This window comes from Streptomyces coelicoflavus, from assembly GCF_003112555.1.
GTDB lineage: Bacteria > Actinomycetota > Actinomycetes > Streptomycetales > Streptomycetaceae > Streptomyces > Streptomyces coelicoflavus.
This window is the reverse complement of the sequence record NZ_BEWB01000002.1, coordinates 221,185-248,175: the sequence shown is the minus strand read 5'-3', so window position 1 is coordinate 248,175 and position 26,991 is coordinate 221,185. Positions and strand designations below refer to the sequence as shown.

Sequence of the window (26,991 nt, the reverse complement as noted above, 5' to 3'; positions counted from 1 at the left end):
ACAGCGAGGACGCGATCATGGACACCCGATTCAACCTCTTCGAGAACGAGTTCGCAGGCCGCTTCGCGAAGCGGTTCGCGGGCATGGGCATGCTGCTGCACGAGTCGCCGCTGCCGAAGGCCACGCAGGAGCTGGTGTCGCTGCGGGCCAGCCAGATCAACGGCTGCGGCCACTGCATCGACATGCACGTCAAGGAGGCCGCGGCCGCCGGGGAGAGCGCGGTCCGGCTCCACCTGGTGGCCGCCTGGCGCGAGTCCACCGTGTTCACCGAGGCCGAGCAGGCGGCGCTGGCCCTCGCCGAGGAGGGCACCCGGCTCGCCGACGCGCACGACGGCGTGTCCGACGAGACGTGGGCCCTCGTGCGCAAGCACTACGACGACGACCAGGTCGCCGCGCTGATCTGCCTGGTCGCCATGATCAACGCGGCCAACCGGCTCGCCGTGATCACGCACCAGAAGGGCGGCTCGTACGAGGCGGGGATGTTCGCGACGGCCGTGGCGGACTGACCTCGCGGAGGCCGGTCCGGGCGGCACCCGGGGCCGAGTTGCCCGAGTGCCGCCCGCCGCTCTGCGCACGTCCCTTCCCGGTCACGATTCGGCATCGGCGCCACCCCACCCCTTGAATCCACTCGTGTAATCGTTTCCAATCCTCCGTGTAATCGATTCCACGAGGAGGTGGAACGACGATGGCGAGCATCAAGGACGTTGCCGCCGAGGCAGGCGTGTCCGTCGCCACGGTCTCGCGGGCGCTCAACGGCCACCCGTCGGTCAGCCCCGCCGCCCGCGCGCGCGTGCTGGCCGCCGTCGACACGCTGGGCTACCGTCCGAACGCCGTCGCCCGGTCGCTGCGCACCGACCAGACCCGCACCCTCGGCCTGGTCATCAGCGACGTCATGAACCCGTACTTCACCGAGCTGGCCCGTTCCGTCGAGGAGGAGGCCCGCGCGCTCGGCTACAGCGTCATCATCGGCAACGCCGACGAGCGCCCCGACCTCCAGGACCACCACGTCACCACGCTGCTCGACCGGCGGATCGACGGGCTCCTCGTCTCCCCCACCGACGGCGGCTCCCCGCGCATGCTGGACGCCGCGCGGGCCGGGACGCCGATGGTCTTCGTCGACCGGTGGATCCCCGGCGTGGACGTGCCGGTCGTCAGGTCGGACGGGCGGGCGGCCGTCCGGGACCTCGTCGCTCACCTGCACGGGCTCGGGCACCGCCGGCTCGCGATCATCGCCGGGCCCGCCGCCACGACCACCGGACGCGAGCGCGTCGACGCCTTCCGCGAGGCGCTCGCCGCGTACGGGCTTCCCCTCCCCGACGCCTACATCGGCCAGGGCGACTTCCAGGCCGGCAGCGGACGCCGGGTCACCGAGGGCTTCCTCGACCTGCCCGAGCCGCCCGAGGTCGTCTTCGCCGCCGACAACCTGATGGCGCTCGGCGCGCTGGACGCCGTACGGGCACGGGGGCTGCGGGTCCCCGAGGACATCGGGCTCGCCGCGTTCGACGACATCCCCTGGTTCGTGCACACCGATCCGCCGGTCACCGCGATCGCCCAGCCCACCCGCGACCTCGGACGGGCCGCCGTACGCGCCCTGGTCGAGCGGATCGCGGGGCGGGCCGGCGAGTCCGTCGCCCTGCCGGCGCGGCTCGTCGTGCGCCGCTCGTGCGGCGAACCGCCGCCCGCCGGCTCCGCCGAACAACCCGGTGAACACCCCGCAGAACACCCCCCGTCCCCCTCCCCCGTACGAAGGAGTACGCCGTGAGCAGCCGCAGTCCGGACGAGTTGCTGCGCATCGAGGGCATCCGCAAGACCTTCCCCGGCGTGGTCGCGCTCGACAGCGTCGACTTCGACCTGCGCCGGGGCGAGGTGCACGTGCTCCTCGGTGAGAACGGCGCGGGCAAGAGCACCCTCATCAAGATGCTCTCCGGCGCCTACACGCCCGACGCCGGGCGGATCCTGGCCGGTGGCGAGGAGGTGCGCATCCACGGTGCGCAGGACTCCGAGCGCCTCGGGATCGCCACGATCTACCAGGAGTTCAACCTCGTGCCCGACCTCACGGTCGCCGAGAACATCTTCCTGGGCCGTCAGCCCCGCCGGCTCGGCATGATCGACCGGAAGAGGATGAACGCCGACGCCGAGGTGCTGCTCGAGCGGGTGGGGGTCAAGGTCTCCCCGCGTGCGCGGGTGCGTGAACTCGGCATCGCCCGGCTCCAGATGGTCGAGATCGCCAAGGCGCTCAGCCTGAACGCGCGCGTGCTCATCATGGACGAGCCGACCGCCGTCCTGACCTCCGAGGAGGTCGAGAAGCTGTTCGCCATCGTGCGGCGGCTGCGCGAGGACGGCGTCGGGATCGTCTTCATCACCCACCACCTGGAGGAGATCGCCGCGCTCGGCGACCGGGTCACCGTCATCCGGGACGGCCGGAGCGTCGGGCAGGTGCCCGCCTCCACGCCGGAGGACGAGCTGGTCCGGCTCATGGTGGGGCGGTCGATCGAGCAGCAGTACCCGCGCGAGCGGACCGACGCCGGTGAGGCGCTGCTCAAGGTGGAGGGGCTGACCAGGGACGGGGTCTTCCACGACGTCGGCTTCGAGGTGCGGGCCGGTGAGGTCGTCGGCATCGCGGGCCTCGTCGGGGCCGGGCGTACGGAGGTGGTGCGAGCGGTGTTCGGCGCCGACCCGTACGACGCCGGGACCGTGCACGTCGCGGGCGCGCCGCTGCGGCGGCACGACGTGAACGCCGCCATGGCGGCCGGGATCGGGCTGGTGCCCGAGGACCGCAAGGGGCAGGGGCTCGTCCTCGACGCCTCCGTGGAGGAGAACCTCGGGCTCGTCACGCTCCGGTCCACCGCCCGCGCCGGGCTCGTCGACCTCAAGGGGCAGCACACGGCGGCCGAGCGGATCGCCGGGCAGCTCGGCGTGCGGATGGCCGGGCTCGGGCAGCACGTGCGCACGCTCTCCGGCGGCAACCAGCAGAAGGTCGTCATCGGCAAGTGGCTGCTGGCCAACACCAAGGTGCTGATCCTCGACGAGCCGACGCGCGGCATCGACGTCGGCGCCAAGGTCGAGATCTACCAGCTCATCAACGAACTGACGGCCGCCGGTGCCGCCGTGCTCATGATCTCCAGCGATCTGCCGGAGGTCCTCGGCATGAGCGACCGCGTCGTCGTCATGGCGCAGGGACGCGTCGCGGGCGAACTCCCCGCCGACGAGGCCACCCAGGACGCCGTGATGGCGCTCGCCGTCAGCACGCACACCGGCGACTCACCGCACACCAGCGATTCACCGCACACCGACGGAACGGACGGAACGGAGGCCTCCCGTGGCCACTGACACGCTCAAGAGCAAGCCGGGCGCGCAGGGCGGCGCCACGGGCGGCCTGCGCCGCCTGCTGCTCGACAACGGCGCGCTGACCGCGCTGATCGTCCTCGTCATCGCCATGTCGGCGCTGTCCGGGGACTTCCTGACCGCCGACAACCTCCTCAACGTCGGCGTCCAGGCCGCCGTCACCGCGATCCTCGCGTTCGGCGTCACCTTCGTCATCGTCTCGGCGGGCATCGACCTGTCGGTCGGTTCGGTCGCCGCGCTGTCGGCCACCGTGCTGGCCTGGAGCGCCACCGAGGCCGGGATGCCGGTCGCGCTCGCCGTGCTGCTGTCCGTCGCCACGGGCATCGCCTGCGGTCTGGTGAACGGTTTCCTCATCTCGTACGGGAAGCTGCCGCCGTTCATCGCGACGCTGGCCATGCTCTCCGTGGGGCGCGGTCTGTCGTTGGTCATCTCGCAGGGTTCGCCGATCGCCTTCCCGGACTCGGTCTCCCACCTCGGTGACACGCTCGGCGGCTGGCTGCCGGTGCCGGTGCTCGTGATGATCGTGATGGGTCTGATCACCGCGTTCGTGCTCGGACGGACCTACATCGGCCGGTCCATGTACGCCATCGGCGGCAACGAGGAGGCCGCGCGGTTGTCCGGGCTGCGGGTGAAGCGGCAGAAGCTCGCCATCTACGCCTTCTCCGGCCTGTTCGCCGCCGCCGCGGGCATCGTGCTCGCCTCCCGGCTGGCCTCCGCGCAGCCCCAGGCCGCGCAGGGCTACGAGCTGGACGCCATCGCGGCCGTCGTCATCGGCGGTGCCTCGCTGGCGGGCGGCACCGGCAAGGCGTCGGGCACGCTGATCGGCGCGCTGATCCTCGCGGTGCTGCGCAACGGCCTCAACCTGCTGTCCGTCTCCGCGTTCTGGCAGCAGGTCGTCATCGGTGTCGTCATCGCGCTGGCGGTGCTCTTCGACACGCTGCGCCGCAAGGCGGGCGCGACGACTCCGGCCGCCGGGGCGTCCGGCGGCGGCAACCGGGGCAAGCAGGCGCTGACGTACGTGATCGCCGCGGTCGTGGCCGTCGCCGTCGTCGGCGCGACCTCGCTGCTGCACAACGGCTCCTCCGGCGGCAAGACCCAGAAGATAGGGCTGTCGCTGTCCACGCTCAACAACCCGTTCTTCGTGCAGATCAGGAACGGCGCGGAGGAGGAGGCGAAGAAGCTGGGCGTGGACCTGACGGTCACCGACGCCCAGAACGACGCCTCCCAGCAGGCCAACCAGCTGCAGAACTTCGTCAGCGGAAGCCTGTCCGCGGTCATCGTCAACCCCGTGGACTCCGACGCGGCCGGTCCCTCGGTGCGCTCGGCGAACAAGGACGACATCCCCGTCATCGCCGTGGACCGCGGCGTCAACAAGGCGGAGACGTCCGCACTGGTCGCCTCCGACAACGTCGAGGGCGGTGAGCTGGGCGCCAAGGCGCTCGCCGAGAAGCTCGGCGGCAAGGGCACCCTCGTGATCCTCCAGGGCCAGGCCGGCACCTCCGCCAGCCGGGAACGCGGGGCGGGCTTCGCGGTTGGGCTGAAGGAGTACCCGGGCATCAAGGTCGTCGCCAAGCAGCCCGCGGACTTCGACCGCACCAAGGGCCTGGACGTGATGACCAACCTGCTCCAGGCGCACCCCGACATCGACGGCGTCTTCGCGGAGAACGACGAGATGGCGCTGGGCGCGATCAAGGCGCTGGGTTCCAAGGCCGGAAAGTCGGTCCAGGTCGTCGGTTTCGACGGCACGCCGGTCGGGCTGAAGGCGGTCGAGGCGGGCACGTTGTACGCGTCCGTCGCGCAGCAGCCGAAGGAACTGGGCAGGATCGCCGTACAGAACGCGCTGCGGGCGGCCGAGGACAAGAAGGTGGAGCAGACGGTGAAGGTGCCCGTGAAGGTCGTCACCAAGGAGAACGTGGCCGGCTTCGAGGGCTGAGACCGGCCCCCGGGACCCGGCGGAAGCCAGTGGGAATCAGCGGGAATCAGTGGGAACCACTCGAATCGGAGAACGACTGATGTACGACTACGACCTGCTGGTCGTCGGGTCGGCCAACGCCGACCTGGTGATCGGTGTCGAGCGGCGGCCGGGGGCCGGGGAGACGGTGCTCGGCTCCGACCTGGCCGTCCACCCGGGCGGCAAGGGCGGCAACCAGGCCGTCGCCGCCGCCCGGCTCGGTGCCCGTACGGCCCTGCTGGCCCGGGTGGGCGACGACGACTACGGGCGGCTGCTGCTGGACTCGCAGCGGGCGGCCGGTGTCGACACGGTCGGCGTGCTGGTGGGCGGCGCCCCGACCGGCGTCGCGCTGATCACCGTGGACCCGTCCGGGGACAACAGCATCGTGGTCTCGCCGGGCGCCAACGGCCGCCTCGCACCGGGCGACGTCCGGGCCGCGGCCAGCCTCTTCCACGCCTCCCGGGTGGTCTCCACGCAGTTGGAGATCCCGCTGGAGACGGTCGTGGAGGTGGTCCGCTCCCTCGCGCCGGACAGCCGGTTCGTGCTGAACCCGTCGCCGCCGCGGCCACTTCCGCAGGAGGTGCTGGCGGCGTGCGACCCGCTGATCGTCAACGAGCACGAGGCGAAGGTGATCCTCGGCGACGCCCTCGTCGGCGAGCGGCCCGAGGACTGGGCCCGTGTCCTGCTGGCCAAGGGGCCGCGCTCGGTGGTCGTGACGCTGGGCGCCGAGGGCGCGCTGGTCGCGTCGGCGGCCGGCGGCGTGGTCCGGGTGCCGTCCGTGAAGGTGGACGCCGTGGACACCACGGGCGCCGGTGACGCGTTCACCGCGGCGCTGGCCTGGCGGCTCGGCACCGGCGAGTCGCTCGCCGACGCGGCGGCGTACGCGGCCCGGGTGGGCGCGGCGGCGGTCACGAAGGCGGGGGCGCAGGAGTCGTACCCGACGGCGGCGGAGGCCGAGGCGCTGTGAGGAAGGCGGGGATACTCAACCGGCACCTGGCGGGCGCCCTCGCCGAACTCGGCCACGGGGACGGTGTCCTGGTGTGCGACGTGGGCATGCCCGTTCCGGACGGTCCGCGCGTCGTCGACCTGGCCTTCCGGGCCGGGGTGCCGGCCTTCGCGGAAGTGCTGGACGGTCTGCTCGCCGAGCTGGTCGTCGAGGGTGCGACGGCGGCGCGGGAGGTCCGGCAGGCCAACGCGGAGTGCGCCGCGCTGCTCGACGGGCTCTTTCCGGCGCTCGAACTCGTCCCGCACGAGCGGCTGAAGGAGCTGTCGGCGGGCGCGCGGCTGATCGTGCGCACCGGGGAGGCCCGGCCGTACGCCAATGTGCTGCTGCGGTGCGGGGTCTTCTTCTGAGGACGCCGCTCGTGAGTGCGGGAGAAGTTTGAGGGGGCCCGGTCGTCGACCGGGCCCCCTCGGGTTTCCCCTCCCCATCAGAACTCCGGGATTTCCCCCCCGGGTACCCCCACGGAAGTTCCGATGCCAGGTACGACCCACGGACCCCCGGAAGGGTTGCACGGTCGCCGGATTTACTTTTCGGGACCTGTGGCGCCCGCCCCGTCCCCGGCGTGCGCGGCGAACCGGGCCGCCGTCTCGGCCAGCACCTCCCGCCCGTCCCGCGCCCACAGCCCCTCGTTGAACAGTTCGACCTCGATCGGGCCGGTGTACCCGGCCGCCTCGACGTACCCCTTCCACTCCCGCATGTCGATCGCGCCGTCGCCGATCTGGCCGCGGCCGTTGAGGACGCCCTCGGGCAGGGGGGTGGTCCAGTCGGCGAGCTGGAAGGTGTGGATGCGGCCGCCCGCGCCGGCCCGGGCGATCTGCGCCGGAGCCTGGTCGTCCCACCAGACGTGGTACGTGTCGACGGTGACGCCGACCTGGTGGGCCGGGAAGCGTTCGGCGAGGTCCAGTGCCTGGGTGAGGGTGGAGACCACGCAGCGGTCGGAGGCGTACATGGGGTGGAGCGGTTCGATGGCGAGGCGTACGCCGTGCTGTTCGGCGTAGGGGCCCAGCTCCGCCAGGGCGTCGGCGATGCGTTCGCGGGCGGCGCGCAGGTCCTTGGTGCCCGGCGGGAGACCGCCCGAGACCAGGACCAGGGTGTCGGTGCCGAGGGCGGCGGCCTCGTCGACGGCACGGCGGTTGTCGGCCAGCGCCTTCGCGCGCTCGTCGGGGTCGACGGCGGTGAGGAAACCGCCCCGGCACAGGGTGGTGACCCCCAGGCCCGCCTCGCGGACCAGCTTCGCCGCCGCCTCGACGCCGTACGCCTGGACCGGTTCGCGCCACAGACCGACGTTGCCGATGCCCAGTTCACGGCAAGCCGTGGTCAGTTCGGGCAGCGAGAGCTGCTTGACCGTCATCTGGTTGATGCTGAAGCGGGTCAGGCCGGGCTGCGTGTCGTCGTTGCTCACTGGTCCACTCCGTGCAGTTTCAACAGGGTTCGCATGCGGTCCTCGGCCAGCAGCGGGTCCGGGAACAGGAGGAGTTCGTCGGCGAGTTCGTAGGCGTGGACGAGGTGCGGCAGGGAGCGGGCCGACTGGAGGCCGCCGACCATCGTGAAGTGGCTCTGGTGTCCGGACAGCCAGGCCAGGAAGACCACGCCCGTCTTGTAGAAGCGGGTGGGGGCCCGGAAGAGGTGGCGGGAGAGTTCCACGCTGGGGTCGAGGAGGCCGCGGAAGGCCTCCGTGTTCCCGGTGTCCAGAAGGCGGACCGCCTCCGCGGCCAGCGGGCCCAGGGGGTCGAAGATGCCGAGCAGGGCGTGGCTGAAGCCCTGGTCGTCGCCCGCGATCAGCTCGGGGTAGTTGAAGTCGTCGCCGGTGTAGCAGCGCACGCCCTGCGGGAGGCGGCGCCGGAGGTCGATCTCGCGCTGGGCGTCCAGGAGGGAGACCTTGATGCCGTCGACCTTGTCGGGGTGGGCGGCGATGACCTCAAGGAAGGTGTCCGTCGCCGTGTCGAGGTCGGACGAGCCCCAGTAGCCGTCCAGGGCCGGGTCGAACATCGGGCCCAGCCAGTGCAGGATCACCGGTTCGGCGGCCTGGCGCAGCAGGTGGCCGTAGACCTCCAGGTAGTCGTCCGGGCCCTTGGCCGTCGCGGCCAGGGCGCGGGAGGCCATCAGGATGGCCTGGGCGCCCGACTCCTCGACGACGGCGAGCTGTTCCTCGTACGCCGTCCGGACCTCCGCGAGGGAGGGGGTGGCCGTCGCGGTCAGCTGGTCCGTGCCCACGCCGCAGGCGATGCGGCCGCCGGCCGCCTTCGCCTCGGCGGCGGAGCGGCGGATCAGTTCGGCCGCCGTGGGCCAGTCCAGGCCCATGCCGCGCTGGGCGGTGTCCATCGCCTCGGCCACGCCGAGTCCGTGGGACCACAGGTGACGGCGGAAGGCGAGGGTGGCGTCCCAGTCGACGGCGGCGGGCCCGTCGGGGGTGGTGTCGGCGTACGGGTCGGCGACGACGTGCGCGGCCGAGAAGACCGTACGGGAGATGAAAGCGCTTCCCGGAAGCGGCATGGTGCGGCGCAACGGCTCCGGGTGGGGCTCGTAGGTGCGCAGGGTGCCGTCGGGGTTCGGCAGGTGGAGGGTCACAGGCCGATCTCCGGTACGTCGAGGCGGCGGCCCTCCGCGGAGGACCTGAGGCCCAGTTCGGCGAGCTGGACGCCGCGGGCGCCGGCCAGCAGGTCCCAGTGGTAGGGGGCGTCGGCGTAGACGTGGCGCAGGAACAGCTTCCACTGGGCCTTGAAGCCGTTGTCGAAGTCGCCGTTGTCGGGGACCTCCTGCCACTGGTCGCGGAAGGCCTCGGTGGCGGGGATGTCCGGGTTCCAGACCGGCTTGGGGGTGGCAGAGCGGTGCTGGACGCGGCAGCCCCGCAGGCCCGCGACGGCGGAGCCCTCGGTGCCGTCGACCTGGAACTCGACCAGCTCGTCGCGGTGGACGCGGACCGCCCAGGAGGAGTTGATCTGCGCGATCGCACCGCCGTCGAGTTCGAAGACGCCGTAGGCGGCGTCGTCGGCGGTGGCGTCGTAGGGCTTGCCCTTCTCGTCCCAGCGCTCGGGGACGTGGGTGGCGGTGAGGGCCTGGACGGACTTCACCCGGCCGAACAGCTCGTGCAGGACGTACTCCCAGTGCGGGAACATGTCGACGACGATGCCGCCGCCGTCCTCCGCGCGGTAGTTCCAGGACGGGCGCTGCGCCTCCTGCCAGTCGCCCTCGAAGACCCAGTAGCCGAACTCGCCGCGCACGGACAGGATCCGGCCGAAGAAGCCGCCGTCGATCAGGCGCTTGAGCTTGAGCAGGCCGGGGAGGAAGAGCTTGTCCTGGACGACGCCGTGCTTGATGCCGGCCGCGTTCGCCAGCCGGGCCAGTTCCAGGGCGCCGTCGAGGCCGGTGGCCGTCGGCTTCTCGGTGTAGACGTGCTTGCCCGCGGCGATCGCCTTCCTGATCGCCTCCTCGCGGGCCGAGGTCACCTGGGCGTCGAAGTAGATGTCGATGGAGTCGTCGGCGAGGACCGCGTCCAGGTCGGTGGAGACGTGGTCGAGTCCGTGCCGCTCCGCCAGCGCCCTCAGCGCGTGCTCGCGGCGGCCGACCAGGACCGGTTCCGGCCACAGCACGGTGCCGTCACCGAGGTCGAGGCCGCCCTGTTCGCGCAGCGCCAGGATGGAGCGGACCAGGTGCTGGCGGTAGCCCATGCGTCCGGTCACACCGTTCATGGCGATACGCACCGTCTTGCGTGTCACGTCATTCCCTTCGTACGAGCCGTGCCGCGAGCCCCGGATCGAGTTCGAGCCGTACAGCAAGCGCTTTCTATGTAGAACGAAGCTAGCCTGTGAACGGTGGTCTGGACAAGACCGCGGTTCGGGTGAGTTGTTCGAGGGGGCGAACGACGGCGGGTGGTGGCCGTAAGGTCACCCGGGACGGCGTTCGACTCACACGCGCGATGCGGAGGACGAGGACATGACGGTGACACTGGCGGACGTGGCGGCCCGCGCCCAGGTCTCCCCCGCGACGGTGTCGCGCGTACTGAACGGCAACTACCCCGTGGCCGCCTCCACCCGGGAGCGGGTGCTCAAGGCCGTCGACGAGCTGGACTACGTGCTCAACGGCCCCGCGAGCGCGCTGGCGGCGGCCACCTCCGACCTGGTCGGCATCCTCGTCAACGACATCGCCGACCCCTTCTTCGGCATCATGGCCGGCGCCGTCCAGTCCGAGATCGGCGGCCCCGGCGGCAGAGCGGGCGGCGAGAGACTCGCCGTGGTCTGCAACACCGGCGGCACCCCGGAGCGCGAGCTGACCTACCTCACGCTGCTCCAGCGGCAGCGGGCGGCGGCGGTGGTGCTGACCGGCGGCGCGATGGAGGACGCGGTCCACCAGGCGGCGGTGGCGGCGAAGCTGCGCAAGCTCACGGAGGCCGGGACGCGCGTGGTGCTGTGTGGGCGGCCGCCGGCGCCGGACACCGGGGCGATCGCGCTCACCTTCGACAACCGCGGTGGCGGGCGGGAGTTGACCGAGCACCTGATCGGGCTCGGACACCGGCGGCTCGGCTACATCGCGGGTCCGGAGGAACGGACCACGACGCGGCACCGGCTGGAGGGTCACCGCACGGCGCTGGCCGCGCACGGCATCGAGGAGGACCCCCGCTGGACGGTCCACGGCCGCTACGACCGGCAGGCCGGGTACGAGGCCACGCTGGAGCTGCTGCGCAGGGACCCGACGCTGACCGCGGTCGTCGCCGCGAACGACACCGTCGCGCTGGGCGCGTGCGCGGCGCTGCGCGACTCGGGGCTGCGGATTCCGGACGACGTGTCCGTGGCCGGCTTCGACGACCTGCCGTTCAGCATCGACGCGGTGCCCGCGCTGACGACGGTCCGGCTGCCGCTGGCGGAGGCGGGGGCGCGGGCGGGCCGGGTCGCGATGGGGCGGGAGGACGCGCCGGTGGGGGGGATCGCCATGGTGCGGGGGGAGTTGATGGTGCGGGGGTCCTCCGGACGGCCGCGGGGTTGACGCGGGCCGTTGGTTTCGCGGTGACCCGCGTGGGTGTGGGCGTTGCTGGGGGCTGCCGCCCCCAGGCCCCCGCTTCGGCCTGGACGGCCTCGTCCTCAAACGCCGGACGGGCTGAGAGTGCCGGCCGGCGTCTATGGGCGACCGGGCTGGGTGCACCGGCCCACGTCCCCAGGCGACCAGGCCGAGAATGCCGCCCCGCGTCCATGAGCGACCGGGCTGGGATCACCGGCCGGCGTCCATGAGCGACCGGGCTGAGAATGCCGGCCCGCGTCCACAAACGACCGGGCCGAGAGTGCCGGCCGACGTCCACAGACGACCGAGCTGAGATCGCCGGCCGGCGTCGCGGAAAGTGCCGTCCGTGTCCCCACGTAAACCGAGTGATCGCGGGTACGCTCCGTGGGCATGAAGCTGGCGTTCTCCACTCTCGGTGTTCCCGGACTGCCCCTGGCCGATGTGCTGGGGCTGGCGACCGCGCACGGCTACCACGGGGTCGAGTTGCGCGCCCACCCCGAGGAACCGGTCAACCCGAGCCTCGGGCCGGACGAACGGGCCGCAGTCGCCGCACAGTTCGCGGCGGCCGGTGTCGAACCGCTGGGGGTGGCGGGATACGCGCGGGTCGCCGCGCCCGGGGACGACGACGCCGTGATCGCCGAGATGCGCGGCCTGCTCGACCTCGCCCGCGACCTGGGCGCCCCGTACATCCGGGTCTTCCCGGGCGGCGGCACCGAGCAGGGCGCCGAGGAGGCGGACGCGGTGGCCGCGCGGCGGCTGGGCACGGCCGCCGAGTACGCCGCCGAACTCGGCGTACGCATCCTGCTGGAGACCCACGACTCGCACCGCACGGGCGCCGACGCGATGCGCGTCCTCGGGCTGGTCGGGCACCGGCAGGCCGGCGCCCTGTGGGACGTGATGCACACCTGGCTGGGCGGGGAGCAGCCCTTCGAGTCGTACGCGGCGCTCTCCCCGCACCTGGGCTACGTCCAGGTCAAGGACATCGCCTCCGCCGAGGACACCACGCCGCTGGCGCTGGGTGCCGGGGTGCTGCCGCTCACCGAGGTGGTGGACGTGCTGTCGCGGCACGGCTGGGACGGCTGGCTGTGCTGGGAGTACGAGAAGCGGTGGTACGAGTCCGCCGCCCCGCTGCCCGAGCTGCTGGGGCGGGGCCGCGAGCACCTCGCCCGGCTGCTCACGGACGCGGCGTGAGCGCGGACGGCTCCACCGCCGCCGACGGCTCCACCCGCGCGGACCGTACCGTCGCCGACCGCACCCTCTCCTCCAGCCGCTCCCGGCACCCCGGCCACTCCGCCGCCGTGATCGAGTAGATCGCGGAGTCGCGCAGCCGTCCTTCCTCGCCCGGCGCCCAGGAGCGGGACCAGTTGCGCAGGACGCCCTCGAAGCGGGCGCCGGTCTTCTCGATCGCGGCGCGGGAGCGCTGGTTGCGGGCGTCTGTCTTGAGGTCGACGCGGGAGACGCCCCAGACCTCGAAGGCGTGGCGGAACAGGAGCAGCTTGGCCTCGGCGTTGACGCCCGTGCCCTGGGCGGAACGGGTCAGCCAGGTGAAGCCGACCTCGATGGCGTCGAGCGTGTCGTCGGTGAGCCAGGAGCGGGGTTCCCAGTAGGCGGTGGTGCCGACCGCGCGGCCGGTGGCGAGGGACACCTGCGCGTAGGGCGCCAGCCGTCCGGCGGCCGCCCTGGCCAGCTGGGTGTCGATGTAGGCGGCGACCTCGTCGGTCCTCGGCACCGTCGTGAAGCCGTAGGTGCTGCGGTCCTCCTCCCCCGCCACCGCCAGGTCGGCCGCGTGCCGATGGCCCAGCGGCTCCAGTCGTACCAGCGTGCCTTCGAGGACCGGGCCCTTCAGTGTGAATGTCACCCGACGGATTCTTCAGCCCGGGCCGGGGGCCGTCCAGCCAATTCCGGGCGGGCCGGGGCGGTCGCCTCCCGTGCGCGGCCCCGGCGGGCGGGAGTGAGCGTCGTCAGCGCCACCCCGCCCACCAGCAGGGCCGCCGCGCACCAGCGCAGGGGCGTCACCGACTCGCCGAGGAAGAGCGCCGCCGACGACATGCCGAAGACCGGGACGAGGAGGGAGAACGGCGCGACCGTCGAGGCGGGGTGACGGCGCAGCAGCCGGCCCCAGGCGCCGAAGCCGAAGACGGTCGAGACCCAGGCGACGAAGAGGATGGTGCCCGTCCCCTGCCAGTCCAGGGCGCGCAGGGCGGCGAGGTCCTCGGCGGGGCCCTCGGTGAGCAGGGAGAGGGCCAGCAGGGGCAGTACGGGGACGGTGGAGACCCAGACCATGAAGTTCAGCGCGTCGGGCGGGGACGCCTTGCGGGTCAGGACGTTGGACACGCCCCACGCCGCCGCGGCGCCGATCACCATCAGGAACGCGCCCAGCGGTCCCGAGGCGCCCTCGTCGATCGCCGCCACGCCGATGCCGGCCAGCGCGACCAGCATGCCCAGGGCCTGGACGCGGGAGGGACGTTCCCGCAGGACGGCGGCGGCGATCACCGCGGTGAACACCGCCTGGATCTGGAGGACGAGGGAGGACAGGCCGGCCGGCATGCCCGCGTCCATGCCCACGAAGACCAGGCCGAACTTGGCCACGCCGAGGACCAGCCCCACCGCCACGATCCACTTCCACGCCACCTTCGGGCGGCCCACCAGGAAGACGGCGGGCAGCGCGGCGGCCAGGAAGCGCAGGGCGGAGAAGAGGAGCGGCGGGAAGTGGCCGAGGCCGATCTCGATGACCGTGAAGTTCACGCCCCAGACGGCGGCGACGAGCACGGCGAGGAGGAGGTGGGAAGGTCGCATGCGTCGAGGATCGGCCGGGAGGACCGTGTAGCACCAGCGATGATTACTGCATGGTTGGATGAAGCATTGCTGTTCATTGGTCCTCCGTCGCGTTCCCCGGGAGCCGTCATGCTCGACCTCCAGCGTCTGCGCGCCCTGCACGCCGTGTCCGTGCACGGGACGGTCGGTGCGGCCGCCGCCGCGCTCGGGTTCACGCCGTCGGCCGTGTCGCAGCAGATCGCCAAGCTGGAGCGGGAGACCAGGACGGTGCTCCTGGAGCGGGAGGGGCGCGGGGTGCGTCTCACCGACGAGGCCCGGCAACTGGTCGTCACCGCGGCCGAGTTGCTGGCCATCGTGGAGCGGGCGGAGACCCGGCTCGAGGAGCGGCGCGGGGTGCCGTCGGGGCGGCTGGCCGTCGCCGCGTTCGCGTCGGCGGCGCGCGGTCTGCTGCCGTCCGTTCTGGCCGACCTGGCGGCACGCCACCCCGGTCTCGACGCGCGGCTCACCGAGGTCGACCCGCACCTGTCCGTGGACCTGGTGGCCAAGGGGGCGGTCGACCTGGTGGTGGCGCACGACTGGGACATCGCCCCGCTGCCCGCCCCGGCCGGGGTGGAGCAGGCGCCGATCGGGGAGGACCTGTGCGACCTGCTGGTGCCCGAGGGGCACCGCCTCGCGGGACGGAGCGCCGTACGGCGCGAGGAGTTGGGCGGGGAGCGGTGGATCTGCCAGCCCCCCGGGCGGGTGTGCCACGACTGGCTGCTGCGGACGCTGCGCGGTGCCGGGCACGAGCCGGACATCGTCCACCAGGCGGACGAGAACCCGACCCTCGTCGCGCTGGTCGCCGCCGGTCTCGGCGTCGCCCTCATCCCCCGGCTGGGGCGCGGCCCGCTGCCCGCGGGGGTGGTGGAGGTGCCGCTCGACCCGATGCCGGTACGGCGGCTGTACGCCCTGTGGCGCACGGGCGCGGCCCGCCGCCCGGCCATCGCGGAAACGGTCCGCACGCTGCGGGCCCACTGGCCGGGCGTCTCGGCCCACGGCACGCCGCCGGCCCTGACCGCCGGCTCCGCCTGACCGACGTTCCGTCACCGACCCTGCCCTGGCGGGTCGGAGCAAGCGCCTTCCAAGCGCTTGGCCTCTGTGCGGTCCCTTGACTGGCAGAAACTTCCCGGATATTGGTGACTCCTTGGAAGTTTCCTTCAGCAGCCCTCCGGAAGGAGCGCACGTGCACCACACCAGCACGGCCGGCCCGGGAAGCACCGCACAGCCCTCCAGACGCACCGTCCTCACCGCCACCGCGGTCGTGACCGCGGCCCTCGCGGCCGGGGGCGGCACGGCGTACGCCGACGCCCGCAGGCCCGACGACGACAAGCTCCGCGGCCTCATCTCCCGTATGACGCTGGAGGAGAAGGTCGGGCAGCTCTTCGTCATGCGGGTCTACGGCCACTCCGCCACCGACCCCGACCAGGCGGACATCGACGCCAACCTGAAGGAGATCGGCGTCCGCACCGCGGCCGAGCTGATCGCCAGGTACCGGGTCGGCGGCATCATCTACTTCGCCTGGGCGCACAACACCCGCGACCCGCACCAGATCGCCGGCCTGTCCAACGGCATCCAGAAGGCCTCCCTGGAGCAGCCGCGCGGGCTGCCCGTGCTGATCTCCACGGACCAGGAGCACGGCATAGTGGCCCGCGTGGGCGAGCCGGCCACCCTCTTCCCGGGCGCGATGGCCGTCGGGGCGGGCGGGTCGCGCTCCGACGCCCGTGCCCTCGGCCGGATCGCGGGCGCCGAGCTGAACGCGCTGGGCATCCGCCAGGACTACTCCCCCGTGGCCGACGTCAACGTCAACCCGGCCAACCCCGTCATCGGCGTGCGGTCCTTCGGCGCCGACCCGGACGCGGTGGCGGAGCTGGTGGCCGCCGAGGTGACGGGGTACCAGCGCTCGGGTGTCGCCGCGTGCGCCAAGCACTTCCCCGGGCACGGCGACACCGCCACCGACAGCCACACCGGCTTCCCGGTCATCACGCACAGCCGCGAGCAGTGGGAGAAGCTGGACGCGCCGCCCTTCCGCGCGGCGATCGAGGCCGGCATCGACGCCATCATGACCGCCCACCTGATGGTCCCCGCGCTCGACGACTCCGGCGACCCGGCCACCCTCTCCCGCCCCATCCTCACCGGCATCCTGCGCGAGGAGCTGGGCTTCGACGGGGTGGTGGTCACCGACTCCCTCGGCATGCAGGGCGTGCGCACCAAGTACGGCGACGCGCGGGTGCCGGTGCTGGCGCTGAAGGCCGGTGTCGACCAGCTGCTCAACCCGCCGGACCTGCCGCTCGCCTGGAACGCCGTACTGACGGCCGTGAAGGACGGCGAACTGACCGAGGCGCGGCTCGACGAATCGATCCTGCGCGTGCTGCGGCTGAAGGCGAAGCTGGGGCTGTTCCGGGACGCGTACACCAGCGGCCGGGACGTCGACCGGACCGTCGGCACGCGGGGACACCTGGCCGCGGCCGACCGGATCGCCGAGCGGACCACCACGCTGCTGGTCAACGAGGGGCGGCTGCTGCCGCTGTCGCGCCGCGAGCACCGCAGGCTGCTGGTCGTGGGCGCCGACCCGGCCTCGCCGTCGGGCACGACCGGGCCGCCCACCGGCGTCCTGGCGGGCGCGCTGACGGAGCTGGGCTTCACGGCCACCGCCCTGTCCACCGGCACCGCGCCCTCCGCCGCCGTCGTCGACCGCGCCGTCGCGGCGGCCGGGGACGCCGACGCGGTGGTGGTCGCCACGTACAACGTGACCGCGGGCAGCAGCCAGCGCACCCTGGTCACACGGCTGCTGGAGACCGGGAAGCCGGTCGTCGCGGTCGCCGTCCGCAACCCGTACGACGTCGCCCAGCTGCCCGGCGTGCCCGCCTTCCTCGCCGCCTACTCCTGGACCGACGTGGAGGTGCGCGCGGCGGCCCGCGTGATCGCCGGGCGGGTACGGCCGCGCGGGAAGCTGCCGGTGCCGGTGGTGCGCGCCGACGACCCGGAGACGGTGCTCCTTCCGCTCGGGCACGGGCTGACCTACCGGTCGTAGCGCGTCGTGGCGCGGGCCGCGGCACGCGCCGGGGGCGCCCCCGGCACCCCTGCGCACACCCTTTCGCGCGTCTGGCGTGCGCCCGCCCCGGCGGGCCACGCTGGACCGGGGGAACGCGGGGGGGGGCGGCGATGGGTGGACGACGGGCTGCCGGTGCCTGGATGCTGTGCGCCCTGCCGGCGCTGCTGGGACCGGCCCTGACGGGTTGTCACGCTGGTCTGCCGGGTGCGGCCGGCGAGGGCTCCGGCGGGCAGCGGCCGGGGGCGACGTCCGCCGACCTCCGGCCGTCGGGGTACGGGGCGGTGTTCCTGGCGGTGGGCGAGTGCAGCTCGTCCGGCACGGTCGGCGTCACCGAGGTGCCCTGCGACAGCGAGCGGGCGGCGGCCCGGGTGGTGGCCCGGGAGGACGGCCGCGCGCGCGACGGACCGCCCTGCCCCGGCACCACCGACTTCGTCCTGCACATCAGCGAACACCGGCCGTCCGGCGACGAGGACGGCGACGGGGCCGTGCCCCGGGGCTACGCCTGCGTGCGCAGGCTGCGGCCGCCGCACCCCGGCGATCCGGGCGGCGGGGGCGGCCCGCGCACCGTCGTCGGCGACTGCGTCCGCGACATCGGCGGCGGCCGGGTCCGCGAGGCCGCGTGCGACGGCGAGGACACCCGCGGACCGCGGTTCGAGGTGGTCGAGGCGGTCGCCGTCCGCGCGGACTGCCCCGCCTCGACCGCTCTGTACGTCCGGCTCGGCGGCAACCGCCCGGTGGGCTGTGCCCGGCCGCTGTGAAAGCGGCGGCCGGGCACCGTCACCGTGCCGGAGGAGACGCCGCTACGGGCGCAGCGCCGGCTCGCGCTCGACGTCCCGCTTGTCCAGCCTCGCGTCGAACGCCGCCAGCGGCTTGGCCGCCGACGGGTTCTCCTGCACCTTGGCGGAGGCGACGCCCGCCCAGTCCAGGATGCGGGCGGTGGCGAAGGCCTTCTGGCCGTCGACCAGGCCGGCCACGTTCGCCCCGTGGTTCATGCCGGGCGCGGTCATGACGTAGGAGTCACGCGCGCCGTGGCCGACGCGGAAGGGCTCGGCGCCCCACGGGTCGTTCTCGCCGTACACGAACAGCATGTGCCGGGCGTTGTGCCGCACCCACGTGTCGACGTCCCGCATCGCCCACGGCTCGAACTTCATCGGGATCGAGCGGGGCACGAAGTTGCGCGGCGGCTGGTAGCCGTAGCGGATGTACTTCTTCTCGATGTGCGGGAAGTGGATCGTCGGCGCGCCCAGCTGCGTGCCCGCCTGGTAGTAGTACGGCGTGTACCTCTCCAGGCCCTGGTCGGTGTAGGCGGAGAAGCCGGAGATCGTGTCGACGGAGTCCCAGATGGCCTCGTCGGTGGCGTTCTTCGCGTCGGCCGGGATGTCGGCGCAGTCGGCGAGGGTGCTGTACTGCCAGAAGCCCCACACGTAGTCCAGGACGACGGCCTCGTAGGCGCGGTCGAGGCTGCCGATGGTGTCGAAGGTGTAGCCGTTCTCGGCCGCGTACGCCGCGTACTTCTCCTCCAGCGGCGCCCGGCGCACCAGCGCCTCGCGCTGCACGCCGTTGAGCTTGTCGCGGCACTCCTCCGTGCCGACGCGGGCGAAGAAGCGGTCGTACGCCGAGTCCTCCCTGTTCACCACGTCGTTGGGGGCGACGTAGGCGACCACGCCGTCCATGTCACGCGGGTAGAAGCGCTCGTAGTAGGTGGCGGTCATGCCGCCCTTGGAGCCGCCGGTGGAGATCCAGTTCTCCGAGTAGAGGGGCTTCAGGGCCTTGAAGATGCGGTGCTGGTCGCTGGCGGCCTGCCAGATGTCCAGCTTGGACCAGTCGGCCGGGGCGGGCCGGGACGGGGTGAAGTAGCGGTACTCCATGGAGACCTGGTTGCCGTCCACGATCTGGGTCGGCTCGCGCCGGCTGGGGTTCGTGGAGACGTTGTAGCCGCCGGTGTAGAAGACCGTCGGGCGGTTCACGTCCTTGTGCAGCACGGTGATCCGCTGCTGGAACGTGCCCTTGGACGGGTGCCGGTGGTCCACCGGCTGGGTGTAGTTGAGGACGAAGAAGCGGTAGCCGGTGTACGGCTTCTCCTCGATCAGGCTCATGCCCGGTATGGACAGCAGCCGGTCCTTGATGTCGACGGCCTTCGGCTCGGCGGCGGTGGCCGCGCCCGCCGTGCTGACGGTGCCTATGAGCACCACGAGCGCCAGCAGCCATCTGAGCGCCTTGCGCATGCACCCTCCCTGTGAAACTGATGTCCGCCGGAAGCTATCGGAGCAACTCCCGCGGCACCAGAGTCAGCAGAGGATCCAGCCGGAGCCGACGGAGCTCCTGGACACCTTGCCGGTCACCCGCACGCAGCGCTTCCCGGCGTGCACGGTCACCGGCCCGGCCCGGTAGGCGAACCGGCCCGAGTCCACGACCGCCCGGCCGCCCCGGGCCTGCACGCTCACGGACATCTGCCGCTTCGTCCCGGGCTTCTTGGGGACGGTGACGGCGCACACCTGGCCGCCCCGCTGGTGGACGAGGACGGACCCGGTGGCGAAGTGGAGGGTGCGCACCTTGCGGCCGGGGCACCCGGTGGCGGCCAGCGCCTCCTGCGGCAGCCCGACGGCGAGCAGCGCGGCCGCGCTCAGCACGGCCGTGCCGAGCGCCAGCCGACGACGGGTTGTCACACCGGCGCGGTCCACTGCGGTCCCCTCCCCATCGGGCGATGACTGACGACGTACGCGTGTACGGACGCACGACGGGTGTCGCACGGTTGCGCGAGCGGTTCGGCGCGTCGCTCGCGTCAGCGGGTCGCGCCGACCGGCTCCTCCGGTTCGGACGCGCCGACGAAGGTCCGCCACAGCCGCGCGTACCGTCCGTCGAGGGCCAGCAGTTCGTCGTGCGTGCCGTCCTCGGCGACCCGCCCGCCGTCCATGACGACGACCCGGTCCGCGCGGGCCGCCGTGGTCAGCCGGTGCGCCACGACGAGTGTCGTACGGCGTCCCGCGATGCGGTCGGTGGCCTGGTTGACCTGCGCCTCGGTGGCCAGGTCCAGGGCCGCCGTGGCCTCGTCGAGGAGCAGGACGTCCGGGTCGACCAGCTCGGCGCGGGCCAGCGCGATCAGCTGCCGCTGCCCGGCGGAGAGGTTGCGGCCCCGCTCGGCGACCTCGTGGAGGTAGCCGCCGGTGAGCGTCGCGATCATCTCGTGCGCGCCGACCGCCCGCGCCGCCGCCTCCACCTGGGCGTCGGTGGCGTCCGGACGGCCGTAGGCGATGGCGTCCCGGACGGTGCCGGGGAAGAGGTACGCCTCCTGCGGGACGACGCCGAGGCGGTGCCGGTAGGAGGTGAGGTCGAGGGCGCGCAGGTCCTGCCCGTCGACGGTGACCCGGCCGTCGGTCGGGTCGTAGAACCGGGCCACCAGCTTCACCAGGGTCGACTTGCCCGCGCCGGTCTCGCCGACGAAGGCGACGGTCTGCCCGGCCGGGATGCGCAGGTCGATGCCGGTGAGGGCCGCCTCCCCCTCGTCGGCACCTGCGTACCGGAAGTGCACGTCCTCGAAGGCGATCTCGCCGCGCAGGCCGGTGACCTCGGACGGCTTCTCGGCGGCCCGCGTCGAGGTGGGCTCGCGCAGCAGTTCCTGGATGCGGCCCAGCGAGACGGACGCCTGCTGGTAGCCGTCGAAGACCTGGGAGAGCTGCTGGACCGGTGCGAAGAACAGGTCGATGTAGAGCAGGTACGCCACCAGCGCGCCGGTCGTCAGGGTCGCGTCGTCGATCCGCGCGCCGCCCACGACCAGCACCGCCGCGGCGGCGGCCGACGACAGCAGCTGCACGAACGGGAAGTAGACCGAGATCAGCCACTGTCCGCGGATGCGGGCCTGCCGGTAGCTGTCGCTGCGCTCGGCGAACCGCCGCCCGCCGTCCCGCTCGCGCCGGAAGGCCTGCACGATCCTGAGGCCCGCCACCGACTCCTGGAGGTCGGCGTTGACCGTGGACACGCGCTCGCGGGCGAGTTCGTAGGCCTTCACGCTGGCCTTGCGGAAGAAGTACGTGGCGATGATCAGCGGCGGCAGGGTCGCGAAGACGATCAGGGCGAGTTCGACGTCGATCACCAGCAGGGCGACCATGATGCCGAAGAAGGTGACGACCGAGACGAAGGCGGTGACGAGTCCGGTCTGGAGGAACGTGGACAGCGCGTCCACGTCCGTCGTCATCCGGGTCATGATCCGGCCGGTCAGCTCCCGCTCGTAGTAGTCGAGGCCGAGCCGCTGGAGCTGGGCGAAGATCTTCAGGCGGAGCGAGTACAGGATCCGCTCGCCGGTCCGCCCGGTCATGCGGATCTCGCCGGTCTGCGCCGCCCACTGGGCGAGTACGGCGAGCAGGCCGAGCAGCGAGGACGCCCAGACCGCGCCGAGGGCGACCTGGGTGACGCCGTCGTCGATGCCGTTGCGGATCAGCACCGGCAGCAGCAGGCCCATGCCCGCGTCCACGGCCACCAGGGCGAGGCTGATCAGCAGCGGCGTGCGGAAGCCGAGCAGCAGACGCCGCAGGCCGTACGACGACTCGGGGCGTACCGCCTGCTGCTCGTCGATGTCCGGGGTGCCGTTCGCCGGGGGCAGCGCGTCGACCTGGGCGAGCAGCTCCGGGGTGGCCGGGGTGCCGGCGAGGGCGGTGTCCTTGGGCGCGCGGTCGCCGGTCCACAGCCGGGGCGTGACTCCGCGCTCGGCGTCGAACTCGGCGTCCAGCTCGTCCCGTACGGAGGTGTCGGCGGGGTCCTCCGCCTTCTCGGCAGGGCGGGTGTGGCCGGGCGAGACGCCGCCCAGCTCGTCCGGGTCGGTGAGCAGGCGCCGGTAGAGGGCGGAGCGCTCCTGGAGCTCCTCGTGGGTGCCGAGGTCCGCGAGGCGGCCCCGGTCGAGGACGGCGATGCGGTCGGCGAGGCCCAGGGTGGAGCGGCGGTGGGCGATGAGGAGCGTGGTGCGGCCCCGCATGACCTGCTTCAGGGCCTCGTGGATCTCGTGCTCCACCCGGGCGTCCACGGCGGAGGTGGCGTCGTCGAGGACCAGCAGCCGGGGGTCGGTGAGGATCGCCCGGGCGAGCGCGACGCGCTGGCGCTGGCCGCCGGAGAGGGTGAGGCCGTGCTCGCCGACGGTCGTGCCGTAGCCGTCGGGCAGCTCCGTGATGAACCCGTGGGCCTGGGCGGCCCGCGCGGCGGCCTCGACCTCCTCGTCGGTGGCGTCCGGGCGGCCGTAGGCGATGTTGGCGCGGACGGTGTCGGAGAAGAGGAAGGAGTCCTCGGGCACCAGGCCGACGGCGGCCCGCAGCGAGTCGAGGGTCAGTTCGCGCACGTCGTGGCCGCCGACGAGGACGGCGCCGCGCGTGACGTCGTAGAAGCGCGGCAGGAGCAGCGAGACGGTGGACTTGCCGGAGCCGGAGGAGCCGACGACGGCGAGGGTCTCACCGGCGCGGATCTCGAAGGAGAGCCCGTCCAGGACGGGCCGCGGCTCCCCGTCGCCCGTGTCGTAGCCGAAGGCGACGTCGTCGAACTCGACGGTCGCGGGCGCGTCGGCCGGGAGGGTCTTCGTGCCGTCCTCGAGGGACGGCTCGGTGTCGATCAGCTCCAGGACGCGTTCGGTGCCGGCGCGGGCCTGCTGGCCGACGGTGAGCACCATGGCGAGCATCCGGACCGGGCCGACCAGCTGGGCGAGGTAGGTGGAGAAGGCGACGAAGGTGCCGAGGGTGATGTGCCCGCGGACGGCCAGCCAGCCGCCGAGGGCGAGCATGGCGACCTGGCCGAGGGCGGGGACGGACTGGAGGGCCGGGGTGTAGGTGGCGTTCAGCTTGATGGTGCGCAGCCGCCCGGCGAAGAGCTTGCGTCCGACCTCCCTGAGCTTCCCGGTCTCCTGCTCCTCCTGCCCGAAGCCCTTCACCACGCGGACGCCGCTCACCGAGCCGTCGACCACCCCGGCGACGGCGGCGGCCTGCGCCTGCGCGTACCAGGTGGCGGGGTGCAGCCGGGTGCGGCTGCGGCGGGCGATGAACCACAGGGCGGGGGCGACGGCCAGCGCGACCAGGGTGAGCGGCAGGGACAGCCACGCCATGATCACGAGGGAGATCAGGAAGAGCAGCACGTTCCCGATGGTCATCGGGAGCATGAAGAGCAGGCCCTGGATCAGCTGGAGGTCGCTGGTCGCCCGCCCGACCACCTGGCCCGTGGACAACTCGTCCTGGCGTCTGCCGTCGAGCCGCGTGATCGTCCCGTACATGTCGGTACGCAGGTCGTGCTGGACGTCGAGGGCGAGGCGGCCGCCGTAGTAGCGGCGGATGTAGGTCAGGGCGTAGACGACGACCGCGGCGCCGATCAGGAGCCCGGCCCAGACGGCCATGTCCCGGGTCTTGTCGCCGATGACGTCGTCGATGATCACCTTGGTGATCAACGGGACGAAGGCCATGACGGCCATGCCGCCCAGCGAGGCCCCCAGGGCGAGAACGACGTCCTTGGGATACCGCCAGGCGTACCCCGCCAGTCGTCGCACCCAGCCCCGTTGCGCGTCCACGCCGTGCCCTCCGGTCGGTCGTCCTGCTCACCTGATCTACCGGAAGGCACCAACACGGGCGAGCGGGGATTTCATCCCGCCGCGACGATCGGCCGGGGGATCAGGCCCGGACGCGCAGCCGGAGGAAGCGGGTGGTCTGTACGTCGTTCCGGTTGTCGTCGCTGACGATCAGAACCTCCAGGCGGCCCTCGGAGCGGCCGGTCACCGCCATCCCCTCGAAGTTGTCGAGGAGCGGGTTGGGCTGGGGCTGCTCGGCCGTGGCGCCGAGGGAGGGGCAGTCTGCGAGGTCGGCGAGGAGCCGCTTGCGGAGCACGGTGCCGCCGCGTCCGGGCCGGTCGGCCAGGTGGAGGCGGACGGTGTTGCCGACGCCGGAGGTGAAGCCGCGCTCCAGGACGAGGAGGCGCCCGTCGGGGGTCGCGGTGACCTCGGAGACGCCGAGTCCGGGGCCGGTCCGGTAGGTGTACCGGGCCCCGAGCCGGAAGTCGCCGTGCCGCGTGCGCTGCCAGGTCTGGAAACGGACCAGGTCGGCGGGGTCGCCGGCGAGCGGATACTCCATCGAGGCGAGCAGGGTCCGGCCGCCGGGCAGGAGGGTGAGCCCCTCGAAGCTGCCGTTCACCCGTGCGCGGCCGTCCGGGGCGGTGCGGAGGTCGTCCGGCACGGGCAGGCGGCCGAGCGGTTCGCCGGTGCGGGAGTAGCGGCGCACGGACGGCTCGGTCTCGGAGGAGACGAGGTAGGTGCCGGTGGGGGTCCCCCCGCTCGAGCGAAGCCGAGAGTGGGGGATGTCGGCGACCAGGCCCTCGGCGTCGAGCGCGGCGCCGTCCTCGTCGGTGAGCGGGATCACGCCGCGCGGTTCCAGGGTGCGCGCGTCCAGCCGGAAGAGGGAGGAGCGGTCGGAGAGGGCGGCGACCGTGCCCCGACGGTCCCGGGCAAGGGCGGAGAGGTTGCCGACGTACGTGCCGTCGTACGTCGTCTTGTCGAGGGCGTCGGAGAAGCCGGTGAGGGAGACGGAGGGCGAGCAGGCGTTCGCCGCCGGGTGCCTCCCCTGCGCGGCGGCCGGTCCGGCGGCGGTCAGGCAGCCGGCCGCCGCGAGGCTCGCGGTGAGGGCGGCGAGGACGGTACGGAGGGTTCTCGGGCGCATGCCGGTCACTCTAGGGCGGGGAAATGGACGGAAGTTGACCGCTTTACGAAAGCTGGGATGCGGGGGCGTCGGGACGGCAAGTAATGCTTCATGCCAGATCAGAAGGAAAGCGGCGAGAAGTTGGCCGGGCGCCTGTACGCCACTCTGCGGGTGCTGAAGTTCATCGCGGATCCCGGCAGTGGCGTCAAGCCGACCCTGCGGGACGAGTTCAAGGACAAGGACAGTCCACGGCAACGGATCCAGGCTCTGAAGCTCGATCTCTTCGAGAACCTGGTGACCGCCGTCCAGAAGGGCCGGCACGCGAAGGCGATGGCCGAGGTGTTCGGCGCGATGCCCTCGGTGGTGCCGTTGCGGCAGGGCGCCATCGAGCACAACCTCGGCGAGCGCGAACTGGCCGAGTTCAACGCGGGATACCGGGACCAGCTCGGGATCCTCAAGGAGGCTCTGCCCAAGCTGCTCGACTGACCGCCGCGCCGGGCGCGGGCACGCGCCCCCGGCTCGCCGTGACGCGGTGCACGGGCGCGGACCGAGCCGGCGTGCGGCCACCGTCACGCAATCGACACGCCCCGTACACCCCACCTCCTACATGTCCATGTCACGCTCGATCTACCGCAGGACTCCACACGCGTAGATCGGACACCCCACATGCTCGCGATACGCACCCGCCGCCGGAAGGCGGCGACCCTCGCCGCGGTCGCCGTACTGGCCGGACTCGCCGCACCCTCCCTGACGGCGAGCCCGGCCACGGCGACCACGACGACGAACACGGACTACGACTCGACGTACTACGAGGACGCGATAGGCAAGACGGGCACGAGCCTCAAGTCGTCCCTCCACACCATCATCAGCGACCAGACGAAGCTGTCGTACTCGGAGGTCTGGGACGCCCTCAAGGCCACCGACGAGGACCCGGACAACAGCGGGAACGTGATCCTGCTCTACTCGGGCGTCTCCCGCAGCAAGTCGCTCAACGGCGGCGACACCGGCGACTGGAACCGCGAGCACGTGTGGGCCAAGTCCCACGGCGACTTCGGCACCTCGACCGGACCCGGCACGGACATCCACCACCTGCGCCCGTCGGACGTCCGGGTCAACAGCGTCCGGGGCAACAAGGACTTCGACAACGGCGGCAGCGCGGTCAGCGAGGGCGGCGGCAGCCTCACCGACTCGGACTCCTTCGAACCCCGCGACGCCGTCAAGGGCGACGTGGCCCGCATGATCTTCTACATGGCGGTCCGCTACGAGGGCGGCGACGGCTTCGCCGACCTGGAGGTCAACGGCCAGGTCGACAACGGCAGCAACCCGTACATCGGCAAGCTCTCGGTGCTGAAGGCGTGGAACGAGGAGGACCCGCCGGACGCCTTCGAGGAGCACCGCAACCAGGTCATCTATGACGACTACCAGCACAACCGCAACCCGTTCGTCGACCACCCGGAGTGGGTGGAGTCGATCTGGTAGGCGGTCGATCCGGTAGGCGGTCGATCCGGTAGGCGCTCAGCCCACGAGGCCGGCGTAGACGATGATGTTGTCCGGGCGGTGGCCGTCGGTGATCTCGCCGCCGCAGGTGATCAGGCGCAGCTCGGGGCGGTCGGTCCTGCCGTAGACCTTGTCGGTGGGGAAGGCGTCCTTGTCGACCTGTTCCAGCGCGGTGACGGCGAAGACCGCCCGGGTGCCGTCCTCGCGGGTGACGTCGATCGTGTCACCGGGTTTGATCCTCCCCACGTTCCTCATCACCGCCGGGCCGTTCACGGTGTCGAAGTGGCCGACGAGGACGGCGGGGCCGGTCTCACCGGGGGTGACGCCCTTCTCGTACCAGCCGATGCGGTCGGCCTGGGGGACGGAGGGGACCTCGATGGTGCCGTCGTCGTTCAGGCCGAGCCGGAGCAGGGGTGCGGTGTCGACCCCGGCGGCGGGGATGGTGACCCGCACGGGCGCGGAGGCGGGCATCGCGGCCGGGACGGTCGTCCCGCTCGGGGCGGGGGCGGCGGGCGCGGTGGCGGACGGGGTGATGTGCGGGGGCGGGGTGGCCGCGTGCCCGTCGCCCGCGCAGCCGGCGAGGGCCGCGGCGAAGGGCAGGACGAGCAGGGCCGTGGCCAGTCGGCGTCCGGCGGTCAGGCGCATGGTCGGGTCTCCTGGGAAGGCCCTGGCCCGGGGGACCGGACCA

Annotated in this window: 23 protein-coding genes; 13 read left to right on the top strand and 10 right to left on the bottom strand. The window is 72.7% G+C overall.

The genetic code is table 11. The annotated features are described in order from the left end of the window. The first annotated feature begins 17 nt into the window (after positions 1–17). The 6 genes from Sco07f_RS01390 (at position 18) to rbsD (ending at position 6,649) form a co-directional block, all read left to right on the top strand. A complete protein-coding gene (locus Sco07f_RS01390) occupies positions 18–506 on the top strand; it encodes a carboxymuconolactone decarboxylase family protein (protein ID WP_007449749.1) in 489 nt (162 codons plus the stop codon). Between the two features lie 179 nt (positions 507–685). Continuing rightward, complete coding sequence (locus Sco07f_RS01385; RefSeq protein WP_108986708.1) at positions 686–1,762, top strand: LacI family DNA-binding transcriptional regulator; 1,077 nt, start codon at positions 686–688, stop codon at positions 1,760–1,762. Then, a complete protein-coding gene (locus tag Sco07f_RS01380; RefSeq protein WP_108986707.1) occupies positions 1,759–3,330 on the top strand; it encodes a sugar ABC transporter ATP-binding protein in 1,572 nt (523 codons plus the stop codon). Before Sco07f_RS01385 ends, Sco07f_RS01380 begins: the two co-directional genes overlap by 4 nt. Then, the gene (locus Sco07f_RS01375) at positions 3,320–5,278 is read left to right on the top strand and encodes an ABC transporter permease/substrate-binding protein (RefSeq protein WP_108986706.1); all 1,959 of its coding nucleotides are present in this window, start codon (positions 3,320–3,322) and stop codon (positions 5,276–5,278) included. The genes Sco07f_RS01380 and Sco07f_RS01375 overlap by 11 nt, the downstream gene beginning before the upstream one ends. A 79-nt stretch (positions 5,279–5,357) precedes the next feature. Continuing rightward, positions 5,358–6,263 carry a ribokinase gene (locus Sco07f_RS01370; RefSeq protein ID WP_007449753.1) on the top strand — a complete coding sequence of 302 codons (906 nt, stop codon included), beginning with the start codon at positions 5,358–5,360 and terminating at the stop codon, positions 6,261–6,263. Next, positions 6,260–6,649 (top strand): D-ribose pyranase, encoded by a 390-nt coding sequence (rbsD, locus tag Sco07f_RS01365; RefSeq protein WP_007449755.1) that lies wholly within the window; start codon positions 6,260–6,262, stop codon positions 6,647–6,649. Before Sco07f_RS01370 ends, rbsD begins: the two co-directional genes overlap by 4 nt. A gap of 173 nt (positions 6,650–6,822) precedes the next feature. Here rbsD and Sco07f_RS01360 read toward each other — a convergent pair whose 3' ends face one another. The 3 genes from Sco07f_RS01360 to Sco07f_RS01350 are packed head-to-tail and all read right to left on the bottom strand — an operon-like array spanning position 6,823 to position 10,015. Next, the gene (locus Sco07f_RS01360) at positions 6,823–7,650 is read right to left on the bottom strand and encodes a sugar phosphate isomerase/epimerase family protein (protein ID WP_108987062.1); all 828 of its coding nucleotides are present in this window, start codon (positions 7,648–7,650) and stop codon (positions 6,823–6,825) included. A 47-nt stretch (positions 7,651–7,697) separates the two neighbouring features. After that, a complete protein-coding gene (locus tag Sco07f_RS01355; protein ID WP_108986705.1) occupies positions 7,698–8,867 on the bottom strand; it encodes a dihydrodipicolinate synthase family protein in 1,170 nt (389 codons plus the stop codon). Further along, positions 8,864–10,015 (bottom strand): Gfo/Idh/MocA family protein, encoded by a 1,152-nt coding sequence (locus Sco07f_RS01350; protein WP_167467985.1) that lies wholly within the window; start codon positions 10,013–10,015, stop codon positions 8,864–8,866. Before Sco07f_RS01350 ends, Sco07f_RS01355 begins: the two co-directional genes overlap by 4 nt. Positions 10,016–10,232: 217 nt before the next feature. Here Sco07f_RS01350 and Sco07f_RS01345 point away from each other — a divergent pair, with 217 nt between their 5' ends. Then, a complete protein-coding gene (locus Sco07f_RS01345) occupies positions 10,233–11,279 on the top strand; it encodes a LacI family DNA-binding transcriptional regulator (RefSeq protein ID WP_007449757.1) in 1,047 nt (348 codons plus the stop codon). 402 nt (positions 11,280–11,681) lie between these two features. Beyond that, positions 11,682–12,482, top strand: a complete 801-nt coding sequence (locus Sco07f_RS01340; protein WP_167467984.1) for a sugar phosphate isomerase/epimerase family protein — start codon at positions 11,682–11,684, stop codon at positions 12,480–12,482. Here the strand turns inward: Sco07f_RS01340 and Sco07f_RS01335 are convergent. Next, the gene (locus Sco07f_RS01335; protein WP_007449745.1) at positions 12,466–13,149 is read right to left on the bottom strand and encodes a GNAT family N-acetyltransferase; all 684 of its coding nucleotides are present in this window, start codon (positions 13,147–13,149) and stop codon (positions 12,466–12,468) included. The two genes, Sco07f_RS01340 and Sco07f_RS01335, sit on opposite strands and share 17 nt — an antisense overlap. Continuing rightward, the gene (locus Sco07f_RS01330; RefSeq protein ID WP_007449747.1) at positions 13,146–14,087 is read right to left on the bottom strand and encodes an EamA family transporter; all 942 of its coding nucleotides are present in this window, start codon (positions 14,085–14,087) and stop codon (positions 13,146–13,148) included. Before Sco07f_RS01330 ends, Sco07f_RS01335 begins: the two co-directional genes overlap by 4 nt. A 108-nt stretch (positions 14,088–14,195) precedes the next feature. Here Sco07f_RS01330 and Sco07f_RS01325 point away from each other — a divergent pair, with 108 nt between their 5' ends. The 3 genes from Sco07f_RS01325 (at position 14,196) to Sco07f_RS01315 (ending at position 17,915) form a co-directional block, all read left to right on the top strand. Then, entirely contained in the window at positions 14,196–15,137 is a 942-nt protein-coding gene (locus Sco07f_RS01325) for a LysR family transcriptional regulator (RefSeq protein WP_108986704.1), read from the top strand. Positions 15,138–15,288: 151 nt separating this feature from the next. Beyond that, positions 15,289–17,136, top strand: coding sequence for a glycoside hydrolase family 3 protein (locus Sco07f_RS01320; protein WP_054100290.1), 1,848 nt, complete (start codon positions 15,289–15,291; stop codon positions 17,134–17,136). A 131-nt stretch (positions 17,137–17,267) separates the two neighbouring features. Further along, complete coding sequence (locus Sco07f_RS01315) at positions 17,268–17,915, top strand: hypothetical protein (RefSeq protein WP_167467983.1); 648 nt, start codon at positions 17,268–17,270, stop codon at positions 17,913–17,915. A gap of 42 nt (positions 17,916–17,957) precedes the next feature. Here the strand turns inward: Sco07f_RS01315 and Sco07f_RS01310 are convergent, their stop codons facing one another. The 4 genes from Sco07f_RS01310 to Sco07f_RS01295 form a co-directional block, all read right to left on the bottom strand. Further along, positions 17,958–19,382: a S28 family serine protease gene (locus tag Sco07f_RS01310; protein WP_087790878.1), complete on the bottom strand. Its 1,425-nt coding sequence runs from the start codon at positions 19,380–19,382 to the stop codon at positions 17,958–17,960. A gap of 63 nt (positions 19,383–19,445) precedes the next feature. After that, on the bottom strand, positions 19,446–19,838 hold the full coding sequence (locus Sco07f_RS01305) for a hypothetical protein (protein WP_007449773.1): 393 nt from the start codon (positions 19,836–19,838) through the stop codon (positions 19,446–19,448). Positions 19,839–19,939: 101 nt separating this feature from the next. Continuing rightward, positions 19,940–23,689, bottom strand: a complete 3,750-nt coding sequence (locus tag Sco07f_RS01300; protein ID WP_054100287.1) for an ABC transporter ATP-binding protein — start codon at positions 23,687–23,689, stop codon at positions 19,940–19,942. Positions 23,690–23,789: 100 nt separating this feature from the next. Continuing rightward, on the bottom strand, positions 23,790–24,827 hold the full coding sequence (locus Sco07f_RS01295) for an esterase-like activity of phytase family protein (RefSeq protein WP_108986703.1): 1,038 nt from the start codon (positions 24,825–24,827) through the stop codon (positions 23,790–23,792). A gap of 90 nt (positions 24,828–24,917) precedes the next feature. On the opposite strand from Sco07f_RS01295, the gene Sco07f_RS01290 reads away from it, so the two are divergent. Together Sco07f_RS01290 and Sco07f_RS01285 are read left to right on the top strand one after the other, a co-directional pair. Continuing rightward, the gene (locus Sco07f_RS01290) at positions 24,918–25,292 is read left to right on the top strand and encodes a hypothetical protein (protein ID WP_087790875.1); all 375 of its coding nucleotides are present in this window, start codon (positions 24,918–24,920) and stop codon (positions 25,290–25,292) included. Between the two features lie 180 nt (positions 25,293–25,472). Further along, positions 25,473–26,285, top strand: a complete 813-nt coding sequence (locus Sco07f_RS01285) for an endonuclease I family protein (RefSeq protein WP_108986702.1) — start codon at positions 25,473–25,475, stop codon at positions 26,283–26,285. Between the two features lie 36 nt (positions 26,286–26,321). Here the strand turns inward: Sco07f_RS01285 and Sco07f_RS01280 are convergent, their stop codons facing one another. Then, positions 26,322–26,948: a class F sortase gene (locus tag Sco07f_RS01280; protein WP_108986701.1), complete on the bottom strand. Its 627-nt coding sequence runs from the start codon at positions 26,946–26,948 to the stop codon at positions 26,322–26,324. Positions 26,949–26,991 lie beyond the last annotated feature (43 nt).